This is a genomic window from Blastococcus sp. CT_GayMR16 (assembly GCF_004570875.1).
Lineage (GTDB): Bacteria > Actinomycetota > Actinomycetes > Mycobacteriales > Geodermatophilaceae > Blastococcus_B.
The window spans coordinates 141,470-161,978 of record NZ_SPQK01000002.1; the positions used below are offsets into that span (position 1 = coordinate 141,470).

The window sequence follows — 20,509 nt, forward strand, 5'->3', positions numbered from 1 at the left end:
CCGGTGGGACGGTGTCCTCCCCGATCCCACGAGGAGGAGTCATGCCCGCCCGTGACACGCCCTGGCCCAACGGCACACCCTGCTGGGTCGACTACGGCGCCGCCGACCTCGACGCCACGAAGACCTTCTACGCGTCGCTCCTCGGCTGGGAGTACACCGGCGGTGAGCCGCAGTTCGGCGGCTACCTGACGGCGACCGTGCAGGGCGAGCAGGCGGCCGGCCTGGGTCCGCAGCAGGATCCGGACGACCCGCCCCGCTGGACCACCTACTTCGCCGCCGACGACGCCGCCGCCACGGCCGCCCGCGTCACGCAGGCCGGGGGCACAGTGCTCGTCGCGCCGATGGAGGTGGGACCGATGGGCACGATGGTCATCGCGCTCGATCCCCAGGGCAACCCGTTCGGGCTGTGGCAGTCCGGGCTCAACACGGGCGTCCGGATCCACAACGAGCCGGGCGCCCTGGCCTGGAACGAGGCCGCGGTCGACGACCCGGACGGGGCGCGCGCCTTCTACAGCGCAGTGTTCGACTTCCGCTTCGACGAGATGCCCGGATCCGGCGGCTACACGACCTTCACCACCGGCGACCACCCGCTCGGTGGGCTGGGAGCGCATGCACCAGGATCGCCCAAGGGCTGGACGACGTGCTTCGCGGTCGCCGACACCGACGCCGCGGTCGGCACGACGGAGGCCGCGGGCGGCAAGGTGACGATGGCACCGATGGACACCGAGTTCGGCCGCTTCGCCGTCCTCGAGGACCCGTGGGGCGCCCCGTTCTCGGTCATGGAAGACCCGCCCGCGAGCAAGTGAAGGCCCTCGGTCAGGCGGGGAGCTGGCCGTAGGTGTGCTCGGCCCGGAAACGGACGACGAGGCGACGGTCGGCCACCATCGCGGCGCGGTACTCGTCCCAGTCCGGGTGCTCGCCGTTGATCCCGCGGTAGTAGGTGACCAGTTCCTCCACGGTCGGGTCGTTCGGATCGGCGGCCACGGGCGTGAGTTCGGCGGTGCCCTCGACGGCGACCCAGGTCCAGAAGTCCTTCGACGCCACGTGCAGGGTCACCCGCGGGTCGCGCTCGAGGTTGCGGGTCTTGGCGCGGTCGGCCGTCACCGACACCCGGAACAGCTGCGTCTCCGGGTCGTAGGAGTAGCCCACGTTGGACAGCTGAGGACGACCGTCGCTCTTGATCGTCGCGAGCACGCCCCACTTCTGCTGCGCGACGAACGCGAGCATGCGCGTGTCGGTGCTCAACGCTGCCGACCGCGGGCCTTGAGCGGGACCGGCGGGAGCGGTGGGGCCTCCAGGCGGGCGCCGTCGAAGCCGACGACGGCGCCGAAGCGCTCGGACTCGGAGTTCCACTGGTCGGCGTAGTCGGCGATCTCCTCGCCCGACCGGCCGACGAAGTTCCACCACATGACCAGGTGCTCCTCGAACGGCTCGCCGCCGAGCAGCAGCAGGCGGGTCGGTTCGGCGGCGGTCAGCCGCAGCGACCGCCGGCCGGTGCCCAGGTAGAGCATCGACCCTCGCTCCAGCGGGGCGCCCTCCACCGATGCCGCCCCGGAGGAGGCCAGCAGCCCGTACTCGAAGTCCTGCTCGAGCGGCACCTCGACGTCGGCGCCCGCCGCCAGGGCGAGGTCGACGCCGACCAGCGGGGTGTACGCGGTGCCCGGGGAGGTGGCACCGCCAAAGGTGCCCATGAGCACCGTCGTCGTCAGCCCGTCGGAGGTCCAGCCGGGCAGCGTGGCGTGGTGCTCGAAGGCCGGGACGGCCTCCCGGCTCGCGTCGGGGAGCGCCACCCACAGCTGGGCGCCGTGCAGGTACCGCGGATGCGGGTGAGGGGACTGTTCGGAGTGGGCGATGCCGTGCCCCGCGGTCATCAGGGCCAACTGCCCGGGGCCGAAGGTGACGTCGCTGCCGAGGGAGTCCCGGTGGTGGACCTCGCCCTCCAGCAGCCACGACACCGTCTGCAGCCCGGTGTGCGGGTGCGGCGCCACCTGCATGCCCGAACCGGCCGCGACGTCGTCCGGGCCGTAGTGGTCGACGAACGCCCACGCACCGACCAGCCGGCGGCCCAGGGTGGGCAGCAGCCGGCGGACGCGGGTGCTCTCGCCGAGCAGCACCTCCTTGCCGGGCAGCAGGTCCAGTGCCGGCCCGGCGGCGGTGGCCTCGAGGCCACCGAGTTCACGGGCTGCCGGATGGCGGTCGAGATTGCTCATGGCGGTCCTCCGGTCCGGTCGGGACGTCAGGCTTCCGGCGTCTGCCCAGTCTCGCCCCGGACGGCGGAGTGGGGAACGTACTGCGCGGGAATCGAGCCGAGCCGGCCGGCCTGGAAGTCGGTGAACGCGTCCATGACCTCCTGCCGGGTGTTCATGACGAACGGCCCGTACATGGCGATCGGCTCGCGGATCGGGGCGCCGCCGAGGACGACGACGTCCAGCGCCGGCGTCCGCGACTCCTGCTGGACGGCCCCGTTGATGGTGATCGTGTCGCCGGGACCGAAGACGGCGAGCTGGCCGGTGCGCACCGGGTGACCGTCGATGCCGACCGAACCCGCGCCGGAGAGCACGTAGACGAGGGCGTTGAAGTCGGGTCGCCACGGCAGGTCGAGGGTGGCGCCTGGGGCGACGGTGGCGTGCACCATCGCCATCGGCGTGTAGGTGGAACCGGGGCCCGTGTGGCCGGCCACGTCACCGGCGATGACCCGGAGGAAGGCGCCGGCGTCGGGGCTCGCCAGCAGCACGGACTCGTCGGCGCGGAGGTCCTGGTAGCGGGGCTCGACCCACTTCTGGGCCTGCGGCAGGTTCACCCACAGCTGGAGCCCGTGGAAGAGCCCGCCGCTGAGGACGAGGTGCTCCGGGGGCTTCTCGATGTGCAGGACGCCTCCGCCGGCGGTCATCCACTGGGTGTCGCCGTTGCTGATCGTGCCGCCGCCGCCGTGGGAGTCGGCGTGCTCGAAGGTGCCGTCGATGATGTAGGTGACGGTCTCGAAGCCGCGGTGCGGGTGCCAGCTGGTGCCCTTGGGCTCACCCGGCGCGTACTCGACCTCGCCCATCTGGTCCATGTGGATGAACGGGTCGAGATCGCGCAGGTCGACGCCGGCGAACGCGCGGCGGACCGGGAAGCCCTCACCCTCGAAGCCGGACGGCGCGGTCGTGACCGAGCGGACCCGGCGGCGGACCGTCCCGGGTGCGGGCACGGGGACGCGCGGCAGAGTGGTGGTGTCCTCGACGGTGACGGCAGGCATGCAGGGCTCCTTGGTTGAGTTCTCAACTAGCGGTGACTGTAGCGCTGCCGGCCCCCGATGTCTTCCCTCGCCGGTCAGGGCGGGGTTTCGCGGCGGGCGCCGGGGGCAGGCTCCCGGGATGCAGCCCGCGTCCGACGTCCCCCGGGTGGGCTGTCCGAAGCGGATGGTGTTCGGCCCGTGCGGCGGGGTCCGGGACGACGGGCGGTGCGAGCTCAACGAGGACCCCTGCGTGTTCCTGTCGGATCCACTGGTGCGCTGGCCCGGGCCGCCGGTCCAGCCGAGGACGCCGTCGACGCTCCTCGATCGAGCGACGCACGCCCCGGTGGTGCTCGCGGACCTGTCCGTCATCCCCTTCGACCCGGCCTCGGTGCGCCGCGTCGTCGACGTCCTCGCGCCGGTCGCGGACGGCCTGCTGGTCGGCGAGCACGCGAACCGGCCCGACTTCCCGCCGACGATGTTCGCGGCCGAGGTCATCGGAGCAGGCGGTCGCGTCTGGACGACGCTGGCCTGTCGTGACCGCAACCGCGTCGTGCTCGAGCAGGAGCTGGCCGGGCTGGCGGCGGTCGGCGTCGACGGCGTCCTCTGCGTGACCGGCGACGGCCGCGGCGCGAGCGTCCGACCGGGCGTCACCCAGGTGTTCGACCTCGACGGCATCCGCCTCGCCGGCCTCGCCGCGGGGATGGGCCTGCCGGTCGCCGTCCCGGAGTCGCCGGAGGCGCCGCCGGTGGAGCTGCGGCCCGCCCGGGTCGCCGAGAAGCAGCGGGCCGGCGCGCAGCTCTGCGTGCTGAACCACGTGAGCAGTCCCGCCCGGGTGGCGGCCTTCGTCGAGGCCGCGCGCGGCGCCGGGGCGACTCTGCCGTTCATCGCCGGCGTCGCCGTCTACACCGACGAGCCGTCGGCGCGGGTGCTGCAGCGCTTTCCCGGTCTCCGCCTGGACGGCGCTGTCGTCGAGCGGGTGCTCGCCGCGCCGGACCCCCGCGTCGCGGGGATCGCGGCGGCGGTCGCGGAGGCTCGGGCGCTGCTGGCGATCCCGGGCGTCGTCGGCGTCAACCTCTCCGGCACGGGGTCGAGCAGCGGCGTGGACGACGGTGCGCAGGTCAAGGCCGAGGTGGCGGCACTTCTGAGGGGGGCACTGTGACCGGGCTCGGGAGCGAGGCGATGGAGGCGGAGTTCGACACCGTCGCCGGGTGGACGGAGGAGGCGGTCCGCGCGCTGGGGCCCGAGTACGCCGTCCCCGCGGGATGCCGGGGCAGCGGCAGTGAAGGGGCCCTGCGCTGGCTGGCCGACCGGCTCGAGCTCGGTCCCGGCACCCGGATGCTCGACTCGGGTGCCGGCGTCGGCGGCCCGGCCGGGTGGCTGGCGGCCGAGCGGGGGCTGCGACCGTTCTGCGCCGAGCCCATGGCCTCGGCGGTGCGGGCGAGCCGGCGGCTGTTCGGGCTGCCGTCGGTGGTCGCCATCGGCCAGCAGCTGCCGTTCGCCGACGACGCCGTCGACGCGGCCTGGTGCCTCGGCGTCCTCTGCACGACCTCGGACAAGGCGGGAGCGCTGGGGGAGCTGCGCCGGGTGCTGACCGACCGCGGCCGGCTGGGCCTGCTCGTCTTCGTCGCCGACCGGCCGCTGCCGCCGCCGCTGTTCGTCGGTGACGATCCGCAGCCGGCGCCGCTGCCCGACGGCAACGAGTTTCCCTCGGAGGCGGAGCTGCGCGGCCTGCTGGCCGAGGCCGGGTTCGCCCTCGGGGAGACCACCGACGTCGACCTCGGCGACAGTCCAGCGGTTTGGAGCGAGCGGGCCGACGCCGTGGCGGCCGAGATCGCCCGCCGGCACGGAAACGATCCCGCGTTCCGGCAGGCGGAGGAGAACTCCAGCCGCGTGGGCCGGCTGCTCTCCGACGGCGATCTCCGGGCCTGGCTGGGCGTGGCCACCGCCGTCTGACCCAAGAGTGCAAAGAAAGTCTTGCAAAGAAGTCTTTGCACTTCTACCGTCGCCCTATGCCCGACGAGACGCCGCTGGAGCCCGCCGTCCAGGTGACGGACGTCCGGGCCCTCCGCGCGCTGGCCCATCCACTCCGCAATCGCCTGCTGGGGCAGCTGCGCCTGAACGGCCCGGCCACCGCCAGCCAGCTCGGCCGGGTGGTCGGGGAGAGCAGCGGGTCGACCAGCTACCACCTGCGGCAGCTCGCCGAGTACGGCTTCGTCGAGGAGGTCGAGGGCCAGGGCACGGCCCGGGAGCGGTGGTGGCGCGCCCGGCACCGGATGACCAGCTGGCAGGTCGCTGACGTCCTCGAGCAGGAGGGTGGTGCCGAGGTCGAGGACGAGCTGATCCGGATGCAGCTCGACGTGCACGGGCGGATCCTCGGCGCCTGGCAGGCGCAGCGGGCCGAGCTCGGTCCGGCGTGGACCGCCGCGGCCTCGCTCAACGACTTCGTGCTCCGCCTGCGGCCGGAGCAGGCCCGCTCGCTGGCGGACGAGTTGCTGACGGTCCTGTCGCGCTGGATGGGGGAGCACCCGAGCGACACCCCCGCCGATGGCACCGAACTGGTGTCCGTCCTCCTGGACGTCGTCCCGCTGAAGGAGTGGCCGTCATGAGCGCGCCGACGACGGTCCGCTCGGCCACCCGGCGGCTGGTCGGGCTCACCGTCCTGCGGTGGCTGCCGGTCGGCCTGACCACGCCGATCACCGTGCTCCTCGCGCAGGCCCGCGGGCTCTCCCTCGCCGAGATCGGCCTGCTGTTCACGGTGCACGGGATCGTGGTGATCGTCCTCGAGCTGCCCACCGGCGGGCTCGCCGACGTGCTCGGCCGCCGTCCGGTCGTGGTGGCCGGCGCCGTGCTGCACCTGGCCTCCTGCCTGGTGTTCGCGACGGCGACGGGCTTCCCCGGCTTCCTGGCCGGGATCCTGCTGATGGGCGTGGGCCGGGCACTGGACAGCGGCCCGGTCGAGGCCTGGTACGTCGACACGGTCCACCGCATCGACCCGGCGGCCGACGTCGCACCCGGCTTGTCGAAGCACTCGGCCGCGGACGGCGGGAGCCTGGCTCTCGGCGCGATCGTCGGTGGGTTCCTGCCCGCGGTCCTCGGCGGATCAGGCGCGCAGGCGCTGGCCCTGCCCTACCTGGGTGCCGCGGCCCTCGACGTCGTCTTCGTCGTCGCGGTCGTGCGCCTGCTGACCGAGGAGCGGCGGCCGCGCCAGGGCAGCGTCGGGGCGGCGGTCGCCGCAGGCATGCGCGAGATGCCGGCCACGGTGACCGGAGCGGTCCGGCTGTCGGTCACCGACGGGCCGATGCGGCTGGTCCTGCTGCTGACCGCGGTCGGCGGGGTCGGGCTCGTCGCCTGCGAGCTGCTCGGGCCGGTGCGCTTCGCGGAACTGGCGGGCGGGCGCGACGACGGCGCCGCCGTGTACGGGACGGTCCTCGCCGTCTCGTTCGGGGTCGCCGCGGTGGGGGCGATGGCTGTCACCGCGCTGCGCCGGCTCCTCGGCGGCTCGACGCGGCTGACCTGCGCACTGCTGTTCGCGATGGGCGCCGCGGCGATGGCCGTGCTGGCCGGTCCGGACGTCCTGCTCGTGGCCGGCGCCGGGTTCGCCGTCTACTACCTGGCGCACGGCTCCACGTGGCCGCTGCTCAGCGCCGTCCTGCACACCCGCGTCGACGCGGCCCGCCGTGCGACCGCGGTGTCGGCGATGTCGCTGGCGATGGCGCTGGGCGGGATCCTCGGCAACCTCGCCGTCCCGCCACTCGCCGCCGCGCTCGGCACCGGGGCCGGCTTCCTGGCCGTCGCCGTCGTCGTCCTGCTGGGGGCGGTGGCCTGCCTCGCGCTTCCTCGGGCGACGGTGCCCGTCGGGCCGGACGACGCGCTCGAGGAGACCGGACACGTCCATCCGGGCGCGTGATGCCTCCGCGGCTCGAAACGCGCGAGACACACGTCCTCACTAGGTTCGACGCATGGCGGATCTCTTCGACGGCTACCCCCTCGGCGAGGTCTGGGACGAGATGTTCGGCGGGGTGGGTCAGCCGCGGGCGGCCTACGCCGGCCTCTTCGCGTCGATGCAGCCCATCGACGGCGAGGAACTGGCCGCCCGCGCCGACGTGCTGAGCCAGACCTACCGCGACGCCGGGGTCACCTTCGCCCACGCCGGTGAGGAGCAGCCCTTCCCCCTCGACATCGTGCCGCGGGTCATCGGCGCCGACGAGTGGGCGGTCATCGAGCGGGGCGTGGAGCAGCGGGTGCTCGCGCTGGAGGCGTTCCTCGCCGACGTCTACGGCGCCGGCCAGGTGTTCACCGACCGGATCGTGCCGCGCAGCGTGATCACCACGAGCGCCCACTTCCACCGGCAGGCGCACGGCCTGGTGCCGCCCAACGGCGTCCGCGTGCACGTCTCCGGCATCGACCTGGTGCGCGACGAGACCGGTGACTTCCGCGTGCTCGAGGACAACCTCCGTTCGCCGTCGGGGGTCAGCTACGTCATCACCAACCGAGCCGCGATGAGCCAGGTGCTGCCGGAGCTGTTCGCCGACCACCGGATCCAGCCGGTCGCCGACTACCCGAGCAAGCTGCTGGCCGCCCTCAAGGCTTCCGCGCCGCCGAACGTGGCCGACCCGACGGTCGTCGTCCTCACGCCCGGGGTCTACAACTCGGCCTACTTCGAGCACGCGCTGCTGGCCCGCCAGATGGGCGTCGAGCTGGTCGAGGGCCGGGACCTGATCTGCGCGGGCAACCAGGTCAGCATGCGGACGACGGACGGCCAGCAGCGGGTCGACGTCATCTACCGGCGGATCGACGACGAGTTCCTCGATCCGGTCCACTTCCGTCCCGACTCGGTGATCGGCTGTGCCGGCGTGCTCAACGCGGCGCGCGCGGGCCGGGTCACGATCGCGAACGCGGTCGGCAACGGGGTCGCCGACGACAAGCTGCTGTACACGTGGGTGCCCGACCTGATCCGCTACTACCTGGGCGAGGAGCCGGTGCTGGCCAACGCCGACACGTACCGCCTCGACCAGCGGGACACCGTCGAGTGGGTGCTGGAGTCGCTCGACCAGCTGGTGCTCAAGCCCGTCGACGGGTCCGGCGGCAAGGGCATCGTCATCGGGCCGCGCGCCGATGAGAAGACGCTGTCGGACCTCGCGGTCAAGGTGCGGGCCACGCCCCGGGACTGGATCGCGCAGAAGCCGATCGGGCTCTCGACCGTCCCGACGCTGGTGGGTGGCCGGATCGCGCCGCGGCACGTCGACCTGCGGCCGTTCGCGGTCAACGACGGCAGCAAGGTGTGGGTGCTGCCCGGTGGGCTGACCCGTGTCGCGCTGCCGGAGGGGGAGCTGGTGGTCAACTCCAGCCAGGGCGGCGGCTCCAAGGACACCTGGGTGATCAGCCCCCCGCGGCAGGCCGCCGACGTCGAGGAGCCCGATCTCACCCGCATCGAGTTCACCGCCGCCGATCTGCCCGAGGACCCCCCGGCGCAGGACCCCGGGCCGCTCAACGACACCGTGGTCGGCCAGTCGCAGCAGCAGCAGCAGGGGTGGTCGACCGAGGTGACCCCGTGCTGAGCCGCATCGCGGAGTCGCTGTTCTGGATCGGGCGGTACGTCGAGCGGGCAGACGACACGGCCCGCATCCTCGACGTGCACACCCAGCGCCTGGTCGAGGACCCGTGGATCCACGAGCGGCGGGCCTGCTCCAACCTGCTCGCGCTGATGGGGTCGCCCACACCGGAGGCCGAGGCCGACACCGAGCGGGTGCTGGCGACCCTCGCCTTCGACCGCACCAGCCCGAGTTCGATCGTCGGCGCGCTGTCGGCCGCGCGGGAGAACGCCCGCGGCGCCCGCGAGGTGCTCTCGGCGGAGATCTGGGAGTCGCTCAACGTCACCCACAACGCCCTGCCGCAGCAGCGCACGATGGCCCGCCGGTACGGGCCGCATTCGCTGTTCCGGTTCGTCCGCGAGCGCTCGGCGATGGTCTTCGGCCTGGCCGACGCCACGATGAGCCGGGACGAGAGCTGGCTGTTCCTGATCCTCGGGCGCTCGCTGGAGCGGGTGGACATGACCTCCCGGATCCTCTCCACCCGCGTGCTCGCCGGTGATGCCGCGCCGTCCTGGACCCTGGTCCTGCGCTCGACCGGCGCCTACGAGCCCTACCTGCGCACCTACCGCGGGATGGTCAACAGCAGCCGTGCCGCGGAGTTCCTGCTGCTGGACCGGCTGTTCCCGCGCTCGGTGTTCGCCGCGCTGGAGCAGGCCGAGGCGTGCCTGGCCGAGTTGGAGCGGTCCACCGTGCGTGACGCGGCCCGCATCGGGGTGACCGGCGAGGCGCACCGCATCGTCGGCCGGGCGCGCACCATGCTGGAGTTCATGGGCACCCCCGAGCTGCTGTCCCAGCTGCCCGCGCGGCTGGAGGAACTGCAGCGCACCTGTTCGGCGGCCAGCGCCGCGGTGACGCACCGCTTCTTCACCGAGCAGGCGCCGCAGGTGTGGGTGCCCGAGGAGGTCGGATGAGCGAGCGTGCGAGCTCATCGAGGGACACAGTGAGACGGCGAAGCCGGTCGACGAGCGCCAGCGAGGAGATCGGGTGAGCCCCCAGAGGCAGTCGCAGTCCCAGACCCGCGAGCCGCAGGTCCGGACGGCGCCGCACCGCTGGCGGCTGCAGGTCGTCCACCGCACCCGCTTCCACTACACCGGCGCGGTGCGCTCCTCCTACAACGAAGCCCGGCTGACGCCGGAGAGCAGCAACCGGCAGACGACGCTGCGCTCCAAGGTCGAGATCGAACCGGCGGCCACCGCCTACGCCTACCGCGACTACTGGGGTTCCACGGTCACCGCGTTCGACCTGCACAGTCCGCACGCGGAGCTGGCCGTCACGGGCACCTCGATCGTCGAGGCCGGGCCCGACCTCGCCGGGCACGACCGGGTGGGCTGGAGCTCGCTGGCCGCCCGCGAGGTGCGCGAGCAGTTCGGCGAGCTGCTGACCCCCACCCCGCTCACCGCCATGGACGACGAGGTGGTGGCCGCCGCACGCGACGCCGTCGGCAACGCCAAGCCGCACGAGGCCGGCGCCGTGATCTGCCGGTTCGTCAACGAGCACATGGAGTACCTGTCGGGCGCGACCAACGTGAAGACCAACGCGATGCAGGCCTGGACCAAGGGAAAGGGCGTCTGCCAGGACATCTCGCACGTGACCGTCGGCCTGCTGCGCGCTCTCGGGCTGCCCGCCCGCTACGTCTCCGGCTACCTGCACCCGAAGCCCAAGGCGGGGATCGGCGAGGGGGTCACGGGGGAGAGCCACGCGTGGGTCGAGTGGTGGGACGGCGGGTGGAACGGCTTCGACCCGACGAACTCCGTGGAGATCGGCACCCGGCACGTCACCCTCGGCCGGGGCCGTGACTACGGCGACGTCCCGCCGTTCAAGGGACTGTTCTCCGGGCCCAAGAGCGAAGGTCACACGGTCACCGTGGAGGTCACCCGTCTCGCGTGAGGGAGACTGGGGGCGATGAGCGCACCCCTGAACCTGGTCAACCTCGAGCGGGTGCACAAGGCACACGGCACGACCGTGATCCTCGACGACGTGTCCCTGGGCGTCGCCGCCGGTGAACGGATCGGTGTCGTCGGCCGCAACGGCGGCGGCAAGAGCACCCTGCTGTCCCTCCTGACCGGCGCCGACGAACCCGATTCCGGGCGGGTCACCCGCCGCAGCGACATGGCGATGGGCGTGCTGGACCAGTCCGGCACGCTCCCGCCGGGGACGACGGTGCGCGACGTCGTCCTCCCGCCGTCGGCGTTCGCCGCCGAGCACGAGTGGGCCGGCGATCCCGCCGTCCGCTCGGTGCTCACCGGCCTCGAACTCGACCGGCTCGGCCTCGACGCCCCGGTCGCCCCGATGTCCGGTGGCGAGCGACGCCGGGTGGCGCTGGCCGCCCAGCTGATCCGGCCGCTGGACCTGCTCGTCCTCGACGAGCCCACCAACCACCTCGACGTCGAAGGTGTCGCCTGGCTGGCCGAGTACGTGCGCGCCCGCGCCGGCGGGATGGTCGTCGTGACCCACGACCGGTGGTTCCTCGACGAGGTCTGCACGACCACGTGGGAGGTCGCCGACGGCAGCGTGCACGCCTACGACGGCGGCTACTCGGCCTACACGCTGGCCCGGGCGGAGCGGGCGCGGATCTCCTCGGTGACCGAGGAGCGGCGGATGAACCTGGTCCGCAAGGAGCTCGCCTGGCTGCGCCGCGGACCGCCGGCGCGCACCAGCAAGCCGAAGTTCCGCATCGACGCCGCGCAGGCGCTGATCGCCGACGAGCCGCCGGCCCGGGACTCGATGGCGCTCAAGGGATTCGCCGCGCGACGACTCGGCAAGACCGTCTACGACGTCGAGGACGTCGACTACGCCGTCCCCACCGACGACGGCCCGCGCATGCTGTTCAAGGACCTGACCTGGCACGTCGGTCCGGGTGACCGGATCGGCATCGTCGGGGTGAACGGCGCCGGGAAGACGTCACTGCTGAAGCTGCTGATCGGGGAGACGAAGCCGGACGCCGGAACGATCGTCGTCGGCCAGACGGTCTCTCCGGCCTACCTCTCGCAGCACGTCACCGAGCTGCCCCCGCGGGCCCGGGTGCTGGAAGCGGTGCAGGACGTCGCCCGGATCGCCCGGATCGGCAACCAGGAGATCTCGGCCTCGACCCTGGCCGAGCGCTTCGGCTTCGCCGCGAACCGGCAGTGGACGCCGGTCGGCGACCTCTCCGGCGGCGAGCGGAGGCGGCTGCAACTGCTCCGGCTGCTCATGGCCGAGCCCAACGTGCTGGTGCTCGACGAGCCCACCAACGACCTCGACATCGACACGCTCACCGCGCTGGAGGACCTGCTCGACAGCTTCCCGGGGACGGTGCTGGTCGTCAGCCACGACCGGTACTTCGTCGACCGGGTCTGCGACAAGGTCGTCGCGCTGCTCGGCGACGGCACGCTCGCCGAGCTGCCGGGTGGGGTCGAGGAGTACCTGCAGCGGCGCGCGGCCGGAGGTGCGCCGCTGACCACTGCTGCCGGTGCCGAGACCCGTGCCGTGGGAGCTCCGTCGACCGGCGCACCGGCGGTCTCGGCGGCCGATGCCCGGGCGGCGAAGAAGGAGGCGTCGCGGCTCGAGCGGCGGATGCTGAAGCTGGACGCCGACGAGAAGAAGCTGCACGCCCAGCTCGCCGCCGCCGCGGCCGACTACGCGAAGGCCGCCGAGCTGGACGCCCAGCTCAACGCGGTGCATGCGGAGAAGGTGCAGGTCGAGGAGGAGTGGCTGGTTGCCTCCGAGCTCGCCGAGGGCTGATCGCGGAGGGCCGGTGGCGCGGGGCCGGTAATCTGGAGTCACCGCCGCCGGTGTCCCCCCGACGTCTGTGGTCGTCCCCGAGCCCATGCCGACTCCCGGAGACCCGTGACCTTCCTGCTCCTCCTCCACCTGCTGGCTGCCCTGCTGGGGCCGGTCCTGGTGCGCTGGTGGGGCCGGCAGGCGTTCCTCGTCCTCGCGCTCGTGCCCGCTATCGCCTTCGGCTGGATGCTCGCGCAGCTGGCCACGGTCACCGGGGGCGGAGAGGTCCGGGAGACGACGGCCTGGGTGCCGACCCTCGACCTGCAGATCTCGTTGCGGCTCGACGCCCTGTCCCTGACCCTCGGGCTGCTCGTCACCGGCGTCGGCGCCCTGGTGCTCGTCTACTGCGCGCGGTACTTCGAGCCGGGGGACGACGGGACCGGCCGGTTCGCCGGCACTCTCACCGCGTTCGCCGGGTCGATGCTCGGCCTGGTCCTCGCCGACGATCTGCTCCTGCTCTACGTGTTCTGGGAGCTCACGACCGTCTTCTCCTTCCTGCTCATCGGCGGCGGGGGCACCCGGCTGGCCGCCCGGCGGGCCGCGAGCCAGGCGCTGATCCTCACCACCGCCGGCGGGCTGGCGATGCTCGTCGGGATCCTGCTCGTGGGCCGGGCCAGCGGCAGCTACCTCCTCTCGGAGGTGGTGGCGAACCCGGGCAGCGGGACGGCGATGGTCGCCGGCACCGTGCTGCTGCTCGTCGGGGCGATCACGAAGTCGGCCATGGTCCCGTTCCACTTCTGGCTGCCCGCCGCCATGGAGGCGCCCACCCCCGTCAGCGCCTACCTGCACGCCGCGGCGATGGTGAAGGCCGGCGTCTACCTCGTCGCCCGCCTCGCGCCGGGGCTGGCCGACGTCCCGGGCTGGCGGCCGATCGTGCTCGGCCTGGGCGCGGCCACGATGGTCGTCGGGGGCTACCGGGCGCTCCGGCAGACCGACCTGAAGCTGCTGCTCGCCTTCGGCACCGTGAGTCAGCTCGGCTTCCTCATGGTGCTCGTCGGCGCCGGCAGCCAGGAGCTCGCCGCGGCCGGCCTGGTCATGACCCTGGCGCACGCCCTGTTCAAGTCCACGCTCTTCCTCACCGTCGGAGTCGTCGACCACGCGACCGGCACCCGCGACCTGCGCCGGCTCTCCGGGCTGGGTCGCCGGCTGCCGGTCGTCGCCGTCATCGGTGGCCTGGCCGCGCTGTCGATGGCCGGCGTGCCCCCGCTGCTGGGCTTCGTGGGCAAGGAGGCCGCGTTCGCCGCGCTGCTGGAGGGTGGCCTGGCCGACCGGACCGCCGCCGTCGTCGTCCTCGTGGTCCTCGTGGCCGGGTCGGCGCTGACCGCCGCCTACACGCTGCGGTTCTGGTGGGGGGCCTTCGCCCGCAAGCCGGACCCGGCCGGCCCCATGCCGGCCGACCTCGTGCACCGGCCGGGCGCACTGTTCCTGGCCGCGCCCGCTGTCCTGTCGCTGACCGGCCTGCTCCTGGGGCCGGCCAGCCCGTTCCTGGAGCCGCTGGTCGCGGCCTACGCCGACACGCTGCCGCTGGTCGCGGAGAGCGCGGAGAAACTGGCGCTGTGGCACGGGTGGCAGCCCGCGCTCGTGCTGTCGGCGGTCAGCCTGCTCGGCGGCGCGGCCCTGTTCGCCGCGCGTCGCCCCGTCAACCGGCTGCAGGGCAGGTTCGCCGTCGGCGCCTCGGCCGACGAGGGTTACTGGAACGTCCTCCAGGGCGTGAACCGGCTCGCCGTCCTGGTCACCGGCACCACCCAGCGAGGGTCGCTGCCCGCCTACCTCGGCACGATTCTCGTGGTTGTGCTCGCCCTGCCCGGCACGCTGCTCATCACCCGCGCGCCCTGGCCCGACGAGTGGCGGCTCTGGGACACCCCGCTGCAGGCGCTGGTCGGCGTCGTCATCCTGATCGCCGCGGGGATGGCGCTGCGGATCCGGCAGCGGCTGTCGGTCGTGCTCGTCGTCGGCGTCACCGGCTACGGCCTGGCCGTGCTGTTCGCCCTGCAGGGCGCCCCCGACCTGGCACTCACGCAGTTCCTGGTCGAGACGCTCACCCTGGTCACGTTCGTGCTCGTGCTGCGCAAGCTGCCGAAGGACATCACCGAGCGGCACCGCCCCCGCGAGCGCGCGGTCCGCGGCGTCATCGCGGTCGGCGTCGGCGGACTGATGGCCGCCGTCGGCGCGGTGGCCCTGGCGACCCGGACGGCGACACCCGTCTCGGCGGACTACCCGCAGGAGGCCTACGACTTCGGCGGCGGCAAGAACATCGTCAACGTGACGCTCGTGGACATCCGCGCCTGGGACACCCTCGGCGAGATCTCGCTCCTCGTCGTCGCCGCGACCGGCGTGGCCAGCCTGGTGTTCCTGCGCCGGCGCACCGGGGGAGTCGACCGCCTGGAGGCCGCGGACCTCGCGGAGATGCCGTCCGCCGCGGGCCGCGCACCCCGGCGCCGCTGGCTGGCGGCCAGCGCGACCCTGCCCCCGGAGCGGCGCTCGGTCGTGCTCGAGGTGATCACCCGGATCCTGTTCCACACCATCCTGGTGTTCTCCCTCTACCTGCTGTTCTCCGGGCACAACGAGCCGGGCGGCGGGTTCGCCGGCGGACTGGTCGCCGGGCTCGCCCTCGTCCTGCGGTACCTGGCGGGCGGGCGCTACGAGCTCGGGGAGGCCGCACCGGTCGACCCGGGCCTGCTGCTCGGTGCCGGGCTGCTGTTCGCCGGGGGCACCGGCGTCGCCGGGCTGCTGCTCGGCGCCGAGGTGCTGCAGACGGCGATCCTCGAGACGACGCTCCCGGTGCTCGGCGACGTCAAGCTCGTGACGTCGCTCTTCTTCGACATGGGGGTCTACCTGATCGTCGTCGGCCTGGTCCTGGACGTGCTGCGCTCGCTCGGCGCCGAACTCGACCGGCAGGAGGACGAGGACGACCCGATCGAGGCCGAGCCCGGCGAGGTGATCGTGCGATGACCCCCACCGTCGTCTTCCCGGTGATCATCGGCGGCCTGTACACCGCCGGCGTCTACCTGCTGCTCGATCGCAGCCTCACCCGGGTCCTGGTCGGTTTCCTGCTGCTGGGCAACGCGACCAACCTGCTGCTGCTCTCCACCGGCGGATACCGGGGGCTGGCCCCGATCCTGGGCTACGCCGAGCCCGAGGAGATGAGCGATCCGCTGCCGCAGGCGCTCATCCTCACCGCGATCGTGATCACCTTCGGCATCTCCGCGTTCATCCTGGCGATGATCCACCGCTCGTGGGCGCTGGCCCGCAACGAGGCGGTCGCCAACGACGAGGAGGACCGCCGGGTCGCCGGGCGCCGGGACACCGATGCCGACGAACTCGACCCCGACGACCTGGCCCCCGGGGACCGCCCGGCCGGTCACTCCGACAGCCTGTCCACCCGCCGCCGCGCGGGCGCCGACCTGCCCGACCTGGCCGACGACGTCACGCTGCCCCTGGCCGGGGAGGACCGGCGATGATCTCCGTGCTGGCCCCGCTGCCCGTCCTGCTGCCGCTGCTCGGTGCCGCGGCCAACCTGCTGGTCGGCCGGCATCCGCGGACGCAGCGCACCGTCAGCCTCGTCGTCCTCACCGCCGTCCTCGTGGTCTCGGTGGTGCTGCTCCTGCAGGCGGACTCCTCCGGGGCCACGGCGATCTCCGTCGGCGGCTGGCCGGTGCCGCTCGGGATCGTGCTGGTCGTCGACCGACTGTCGGCGCTGATGCTGGTCGTCGCCTCGACGGTCGCCCTCGGCGTTCTCTGGTTCGCCGTCGGACAGGGGTCGGCGGACGGGTCGGAGGAGACGCCGCTGTCGATCTTCCATCCGACGTTCCTCGTGCTGATCGCCGGCGTGAGCAACGCGTTCCTGGCCGGCGACCTCTTCAACCTCTACGTCGGCTTCGAGATCCTGCTGATGGCGAGCTACGTGCTGCTGACCCTGGGCGGGTCGGCGCCGCGGGTCCGGGCGGGCATCACCTACGTCGTCGTGAGCCTCACCAGCTCGCTGATCTTCCTGGCGGCGATCGGGCTGATCTACGCCGCGACCGGCACCGTGAACATGGCCCAGCTGGCGATGCGGCTCGGCGATCTGCCCGAGGGCATGCAGCTGTTGCTGCAGTCGATGCTGCTGATCGCGTTCTGCATCAAGGCGGCGGTGTTCCCGCTGTCGGCCTGGCTGCCCGACAGCTACCCGACCGCGCCGGCACCGGTGACGGCGGTGTTCGCGGGGTTGCTCACCAAGGTGGGCGTGTACGCGATCATCCGCACCCAGACGCTGCTGTTCCCGGGCGGCGGGCTCGACGACCTGCTCATGTGGGCGGGCCTGGCCACGATGGTGATGGGCATCCTCGGCGCGGTCGCGCAGACCGACATCCGCCGGATGCTCTCGTTCACCCTGGTCAGCCACATCGGCTACATGGTGTTCGGCATCGCCCTGGGGACGGCGGCGGGGCTGGCCGGGGCGATCTTCTACGTGGCCCACCACATCGCGATCCAGACCAGCCTGTTCCTCGTGGCGGGGCTCATCGAGCGGCAGGGCGGCTCGACGTCGGTGAACCGGCTGGGTGGACTGGCGAAGCGCTCGCCGCTGCTCGCGGTGCTCTTCTTCGTGCCGGCGATGAACCTCGCGGGGATCCCTCCGTTCTCCGGGTTCATCGGCAAGCTCGGTCTGCTGCAGGCCGGCGTGGCCGACGGCAGCGCGCTCGCGCTCACGGTCGTCGCCGGGGGTGTGGTGACCAGCCTGCTCACGCTGCTCGCGGTCGCCCGCGTCTGGACCCGGGCGTTCTGGCGGCCACCGACCCAGGAGCCGCTCGACGACACCGCCGCGGCGGCGGCGAGCGACGCGGGGGTGCAGGCCCGGGAGCCGGTGCCGGTCGGTGCCGGGGAGCCCGGGTCCGGGGAGCTCGAGCCGCCGACCGAGCGGCGCGCGGCGTGGAGCGCCGCCTGGCAGCGGCACGAGGACGTCGCCACCGCGGGGACGTCCCTCCCCGCCACGCGGGCCGCGTCGGTCCGTGCGCTGCGGCCGCTGCCCGGCGTCATGGTCGGTGCGACCGCGGTGATGGTGGCCGTCACCGTGTCGCTGACCGGCATCGCCGGCGCGCTCTACGGCTACACGGACCGGGCCGCCCGCGACCTGCTCGACCGCACGCCCTACGTCGAGGCGGTCTTCGACGGCCCAGTCCCGGCGGAGGAGGGCGAATGAGCGAGCAACCGGTCGCCTCGCGGCTGCGTCACCAACTGCCGTTGCTCGGCTGGCTCGTGGTCGTGTGGATCCTGCTGTGGGGCACGTGGTCGTGGGCGAACGTCCTCTCGGGCCTGACGGTGGCCCTGGTCGTCATGCTGGTGCTCCCCCTGCCGTCGGTGGTGGGCGGGACGCGGGTCCGGCCGCTGCCTCTGGTGCTGTTCGTCGGGCACTTCCTCGTCGACCTCGTCGTCTCCGGCGCGCAGGTGGCCTGGCGGGCGCTGGGTCCGGGCGGTGTGCAGCAAGGGGCGATCGTGCGGGTGCAGCTGCGCGTGGATTCCGACCTGCTGCTCACCGTCGTCGCCGAGACGTTGTCGCTCGTGCCCGGATCGCTGGTGCTCGACCTCGACCGGGAGGCGCGGCTGATCTCGGTCCACCTGCTGCACGTCGCCGACCTCGCGGACGTCGCGGCGCAGAAGGCCGACGTGCTCGCCACCGAGGAGCGGATCGTGCGGGCCTTCGGCACGGCCGACGACATCGCCGCCCTCGGGGCCGAACAGCCTTCCGCGCGGACGACGCGATGACTGTCGACCCGATGACCGTCGTCGCCGTCGTCGCGCACGCCCTGCTCGGCAGCGGGGCACTCCTGGCGCTCGTGCGGCTGGCCCGTGGTCCGTCGCTGCTGGACCGGGTCGTGGCCACCGACACCCTGCTGGTGATCATCTCCGCGAGCCTGGCCGTGCATGCGGCGTTGACCCGCGACCCCACGGTCGTGCCGGTGCTGGTCGTCGTCTCGCTGCTGGCGTTCGTCGGCTCGGTCTCGATCGCCCGCTACGTGGGCGGGATGCTGCTGAGATCGGCGGCCACCGACCAGGCAGCTGAGGAAGGGGAGACCGGGCGATGAGCGTGCTCTCCTCGGTCGCCGACGTCGTCGCGGCCGCCTGCCTGCTGGCGGGGGCGTTCCTGTGCCTGACCGCCGGTGTCGGGCTGGTCCGCTTCCCGGACGTGCTCTCGCGCATGCATGCCGGCACCAAGCCGCAGGTGCTGGGCATCCTGCTCGTGATGGTCGGTGGCGCGATCCGGCTGCAGGGACTGGCGGCCGCGTGGATGTTGCTGCTGGTCGCGGCGTTCCAGCTGCTCACCGCACCGGTGAGCGCACACATGATCAGCCGGGTGGCCTACCGCCGGCGGCACGTGCGCCGCGACCTGCTGCTGGTCGACGAGCTCCGCGACGCCGAGGGGCGCGACAGCGTCTACCGCGGTGACGAGCCCGCGGACGCGCCGCCGGAGCACCCGGCCGAGGCGCTGGTCGAGAGCCGCCGTGAGGACGCCGACCGCGAGCAGGGTCCTCAGGCCAGCTGACCCAGGTAGAACGGCAGCCCCTGGTCGTCCCGGCACAGGGTGGAGAGCCCGTAGGCCTGACGCTCGATCTCGCCGGCCTCGCCTCCGGCAGTGAGGACGGCGGCCACGGCGACCTCGATGTCGTCGACGGCGTACATCGGCACCATGCCGGGCTCGGTGGTGCCGCCGCCGATGCCGATCATCGGGGTCGTGCCCTCGACCTGCCAGCCGTTGGGCACCCGGCCCGGCACGGACGACCAGCCGAGCACCGCCTCGTAGAAGTCGCGGGCGCGGGCGCCGTCGGGCACCTGCAGCGTCAGGTAGACCGCGTCGCCCGGCTTCGGTGCGGGCGTGGCGGCGGCCGCGGCGCTCTGCACGATCCAGCGGTGGCCGTAGGGGTCCAGGATCCGGCCGGTGCGGCCGTAGGGCTCGTCGGAGGCCGCGCGCTCGACGGTCGCCCCGGCGTCCTCGGCGCGGGCCATGGCGGCGTCGACGTCGGGCACCGAGAGGTGCAGGGAGACCGGCGGCTTGCCGTCCCCGGGCCCGTTCAGGCCGTACTCGGGGTAGGGGTCGGCCAGGTAGAGGGTCGCGCCGGCCAGTTCGAGCTCGGCATGACCGATGCGGTCGCCGTCGAGGTAGGGGTCGCCGACGGTGCGTGCGCCGAACGCCTCGGCGTACCAGTTGATGGCGGCTCGGGCGTCGCGGACGACGAGGTACGGGACGATCGCGGACATGGCGGAACTCCTCGGAGCCGGGGGTGGGGAGGGCTGGTGCAGGAGGGCGCGCTCCAGTCGCCGGCGGAGCGCGGCGGCGAACGCCGGGTCGGGCTGGACCGGAGTGGTGGGCCGGGCGAGGGAGCGGAACGGCCGTTCGGCGTCGGTCATGACGCACCTCCCGGCAGCTCGGGGGACGCGGTGGATTCGTACTGCCGCCGGAACGCGCCACGGGCGCGGACGAGCAGCGCCTCGGTCGCGTGCAGCGTGCGGCCGAGGAGGGCGGCGACCTGAGGGACCGGGAGGTCGTCGAGGTAGCGGAGGGTCAGCGCCGAGCGGTGGGCCGGGGAGAGGTGGTCGAGCACCTCGGCGGCGCGGAGGGCGTCGAGCTCGGCGTCCCACGGGTCCTCGGCGCCGGCCTCGATACCGCCGTCGAGCAGGCGGAGGCCGCGTTCCTCGCGCTCGCGGCGGCGCCAGTGGTCGACGAGCTTGTGGCGGGCGGTGCCGATCAGCCAGGGCACCGTGGTCGGCGTGCCGCCGTCGGCCTCCGCGCGCACCGCGGCCAGGAAGGTCTCGGCTGTGAGGTCCTCGGCGAGGGCGCGCTGGCTGCAGCGGGCGAGGAGGTAGCCGTAGACCTCGGGGAGCGCGCGGTCGTAGATCGACAGCAGCCCGGGATCGGGCGGTGGTTCCACCGCACGCGATCCCTGGCTGCCCATGTCCCTCCGTCGTC

General features: G+C 73.3%; 20 protein-coding genes. 15 read left to right on the top strand and 5 right to left on the bottom strand.

The features are described 5' to 3' along the window. Window positions 1-41: 41 nt before the first annotated feature. Window positions 42-806, top strand: coding sequence for a VOC family protein (locus tag E4P38_RS03305; RefSeq protein ID WP_135130294.1), 765 nt, complete (start codon window positions 42-44; stop codon window positions 804-806). A 10-nt stretch (window positions 807-816) separates the two neighbouring features. Here the strand turns inward: E4P38_RS03305 and E4P38_RS03310 are convergent, their stop codons facing one another. Genes E4P38_RS03310 through E4P38_RS03320 form a run of 3 tightly spaced genes read right to left on the bottom strand, consistent with a single transcriptional unit; the run spans window position 817 to window position 3,238 of the window. Further along, the gene (locus E4P38_RS03310) at window positions 817-1,245 is read right to left on the bottom strand and encodes a PPOX class F420-dependent oxidoreductase (RefSeq protein WP_245160749.1); all 429 of its coding nucleotides are present in this window, start codon (window positions 1,243-1,245) and stop codon (window positions 817-819) included. Then, on the bottom strand, window positions 1,242-2,210 hold the full coding sequence (locus E4P38_RS03315; protein WP_135130295.1) for a pirin family protein: 969 nt from the start codon (window positions 2,208-2,210) through the stop codon (window positions 1,242-1,244). The genes E4P38_RS03310 and E4P38_RS03315 overlap by 4 nt, the downstream gene beginning before the upstream one ends. Window positions 2,211-2,236: 26 nt before the next feature. Beyond that, a complete protein-coding gene (locus E4P38_RS03320) occupies window positions 2,237-3,238 on the bottom strand; it encodes a pirin family protein (RefSeq protein ID WP_135130296.1) in 1,002 nt (333 codons plus the stop codon). A gap of 118 nt (window positions 3,239-3,356) precedes the next feature. Between E4P38_RS03320 and E4P38_RS03325 the strand changes: the two genes are divergently transcribed. The 14 genes from E4P38_RS03325 (at window position 3,357) to mnhG (ending at window position 19,087) form a co-directional block, all read left to right on the top strand. Beyond that, complete coding sequence (locus E4P38_RS03325; RefSeq protein WP_135130297.1) at window positions 3,357-4,376, top strand: methylenetetrahydrofolate reductase C-terminal domain-containing protein; 1,020 nt, start codon at window positions 3,357-3,359, stop codon at window positions 4,374-4,376. Beyond that, window positions 4,373-5,170 (top strand): class I SAM-dependent methyltransferase, encoded by a 798-nt coding sequence (locus E4P38_RS03330; RefSeq protein WP_245160750.1) that lies wholly within the window; start codon window positions 4,373-4,375, stop codon window positions 5,168-5,170. Before E4P38_RS03325 ends, E4P38_RS03330 begins: the two co-directional genes overlap by 4 nt. A 56-nt stretch (window positions 5,171-5,226) precedes the next feature. Continuing rightward, window positions 5,227-5,823: a helix-turn-helix domain-containing protein gene (locus tag E4P38_RS03335; protein ID WP_135130298.1), complete on the top strand. Its 597-nt coding sequence runs from the start codon at window positions 5,227-5,229 to the stop codon at window positions 5,821-5,823. Further along, complete coding sequence (locus tag E4P38_RS03340; protein WP_135130299.1) at window positions 5,820-7,124, top strand: MFS transporter; 1,305 nt, start codon at window positions 5,820-5,822, stop codon at window positions 7,122-7,124. The genes E4P38_RS03335 and E4P38_RS03340 overlap by 4 nt, the downstream gene beginning before the upstream one ends. A gap of 52 nt (window positions 7,125-7,176) precedes the next feature. After that, window positions 7,177-8,775: a circularly permuted type 2 ATP-grasp protein gene (locus tag E4P38_RS03345; RefSeq protein WP_135130300.1), complete on the top strand. Its 1,599-nt coding sequence runs from the start codon at window positions 7,177-7,179 to the stop codon at window positions 8,773-8,775. Further along, window positions 8,769-9,719, top strand: coding sequence for an alpha-E domain-containing protein (locus E4P38_RS03350; RefSeq protein WP_135130301.1), 951 nt, complete (start codon window positions 8,769-8,771; stop codon window positions 9,717-9,719). The genes E4P38_RS03345 and E4P38_RS03350 overlap by 7 nt, the downstream gene beginning before the upstream one ends. Window positions 9,720-9,792: 73 nt before the next feature. Further along, the gene (locus E4P38_RS03355; RefSeq protein WP_209308914.1) at window positions 9,793-10,695 is read left to right on the top strand and encodes a transglutaminase family protein; all 903 of its coding nucleotides are present in this window, start codon (window positions 9,793-9,795) and stop codon (window positions 10,693-10,695) included. A 15-nt stretch (window positions 10,696-10,710) separates the two neighbouring features. Continuing rightward, the gene (locus E4P38_RS03360; RefSeq protein ID WP_135130302.1) at window positions 10,711-12,528 is read left to right on the top strand and encodes an ABC-F family ATP-binding cassette domain-containing protein; all 1,818 of its coding nucleotides are present in this window, start codon (window positions 10,711-10,713) and stop codon (window positions 12,526-12,528) included. A 105-nt stretch (window positions 12,529-12,633) separates the two neighbouring features. After that, complete coding sequence (locus E4P38_RS03365) at window positions 12,634-15,519, top strand: Na+/H+ antiporter subunit A (RefSeq protein ID WP_135130303.1); 2,886 nt, start codon at window positions 12,634-12,636, stop codon at window positions 15,517-15,519. Continuing rightward, window positions 15,516-16,028, top strand: coding sequence for a Na(+)/H(+) antiporter subunit C (locus E4P38_RS03370; RefSeq protein WP_135130304.1), 513 nt, complete (start codon window positions 15,516-15,518; stop codon window positions 16,026-16,028). Before E4P38_RS03365 ends, E4P38_RS03370 begins: the two co-directional genes overlap by 4 nt. Further along, the gene (locus E4P38_RS03375) at window positions 16,025-17,746 is read left to right on the top strand and encodes a Na+/H+ antiporter subunit D (protein WP_209308915.1); all 1,722 of its coding nucleotides are present in this window, start codon (window positions 16,025-16,027) and stop codon (window positions 17,744-17,746) included. Before E4P38_RS03370 ends, E4P38_RS03375 begins: the two co-directional genes overlap by 4 nt. Continuing rightward, window positions 17,743-18,309, top strand: a complete 567-nt coding sequence (locus E4P38_RS03380) for a Na+/H+ antiporter subunit E (RefSeq protein WP_135130305.1) — start codon at window positions 17,743-17,745, stop codon at window positions 18,307-18,309. The genes E4P38_RS03375 and E4P38_RS03380 overlap by 4 nt, the downstream gene beginning before the upstream one ends. Then, window positions 18,306-18,629 carry a monovalent cation/H+ antiporter complex subunit F gene (locus E4P38_RS03385; RefSeq protein ID WP_245160751.1) on the top strand — a complete coding sequence of 108 codons (324 nt, stop codon included), beginning with the start codon at window positions 18,306-18,308 and terminating at the stop codon, window positions 18,627-18,629. The genes E4P38_RS03380 and E4P38_RS03385 overlap by 4 nt, the downstream gene beginning before the upstream one ends. After that, a complete protein-coding gene (gene mnhG, locus E4P38_RS03390; protein WP_135130306.1) occupies window positions 18,626-19,087 on the top strand; it encodes a monovalent cation/H(+) antiporter subunit G in 462 nt (153 codons plus the stop codon). The genes E4P38_RS03385 and mnhG overlap by 4 nt, the downstream gene beginning before the upstream one ends. On the opposite strand, the gene E4P38_RS03395 is transcribed toward mnhG, so the two are convergent. Together E4P38_RS03395 and E4P38_RS03400 are read right to left on the bottom strand one after the other, a co-directional pair. Continuing rightward, window positions 19,075-19,950 (bottom strand): VOC family protein, encoded by an 876-nt coding sequence (locus E4P38_RS03395; RefSeq protein WP_135130307.1) that lies wholly within the window; start codon window positions 19,948-19,950, stop codon window positions 19,075-19,077. The two genes, mnhG and E4P38_RS03395, sit on opposite strands and share 13 nt — an antisense overlap. Beyond that, window positions 19,947-20,471, bottom strand: a complete 525-nt coding sequence (locus E4P38_RS03400) for an RNA polymerase sigma factor (RefSeq protein ID WP_245160752.1) — start codon at window positions 20,469-20,471, stop codon at window positions 19,947-19,949. The genes E4P38_RS03395 and E4P38_RS03400 overlap by 4 nt, the downstream gene beginning before the upstream one ends. Window positions 20,472-20,509 lie beyond the last annotated feature (38 nt).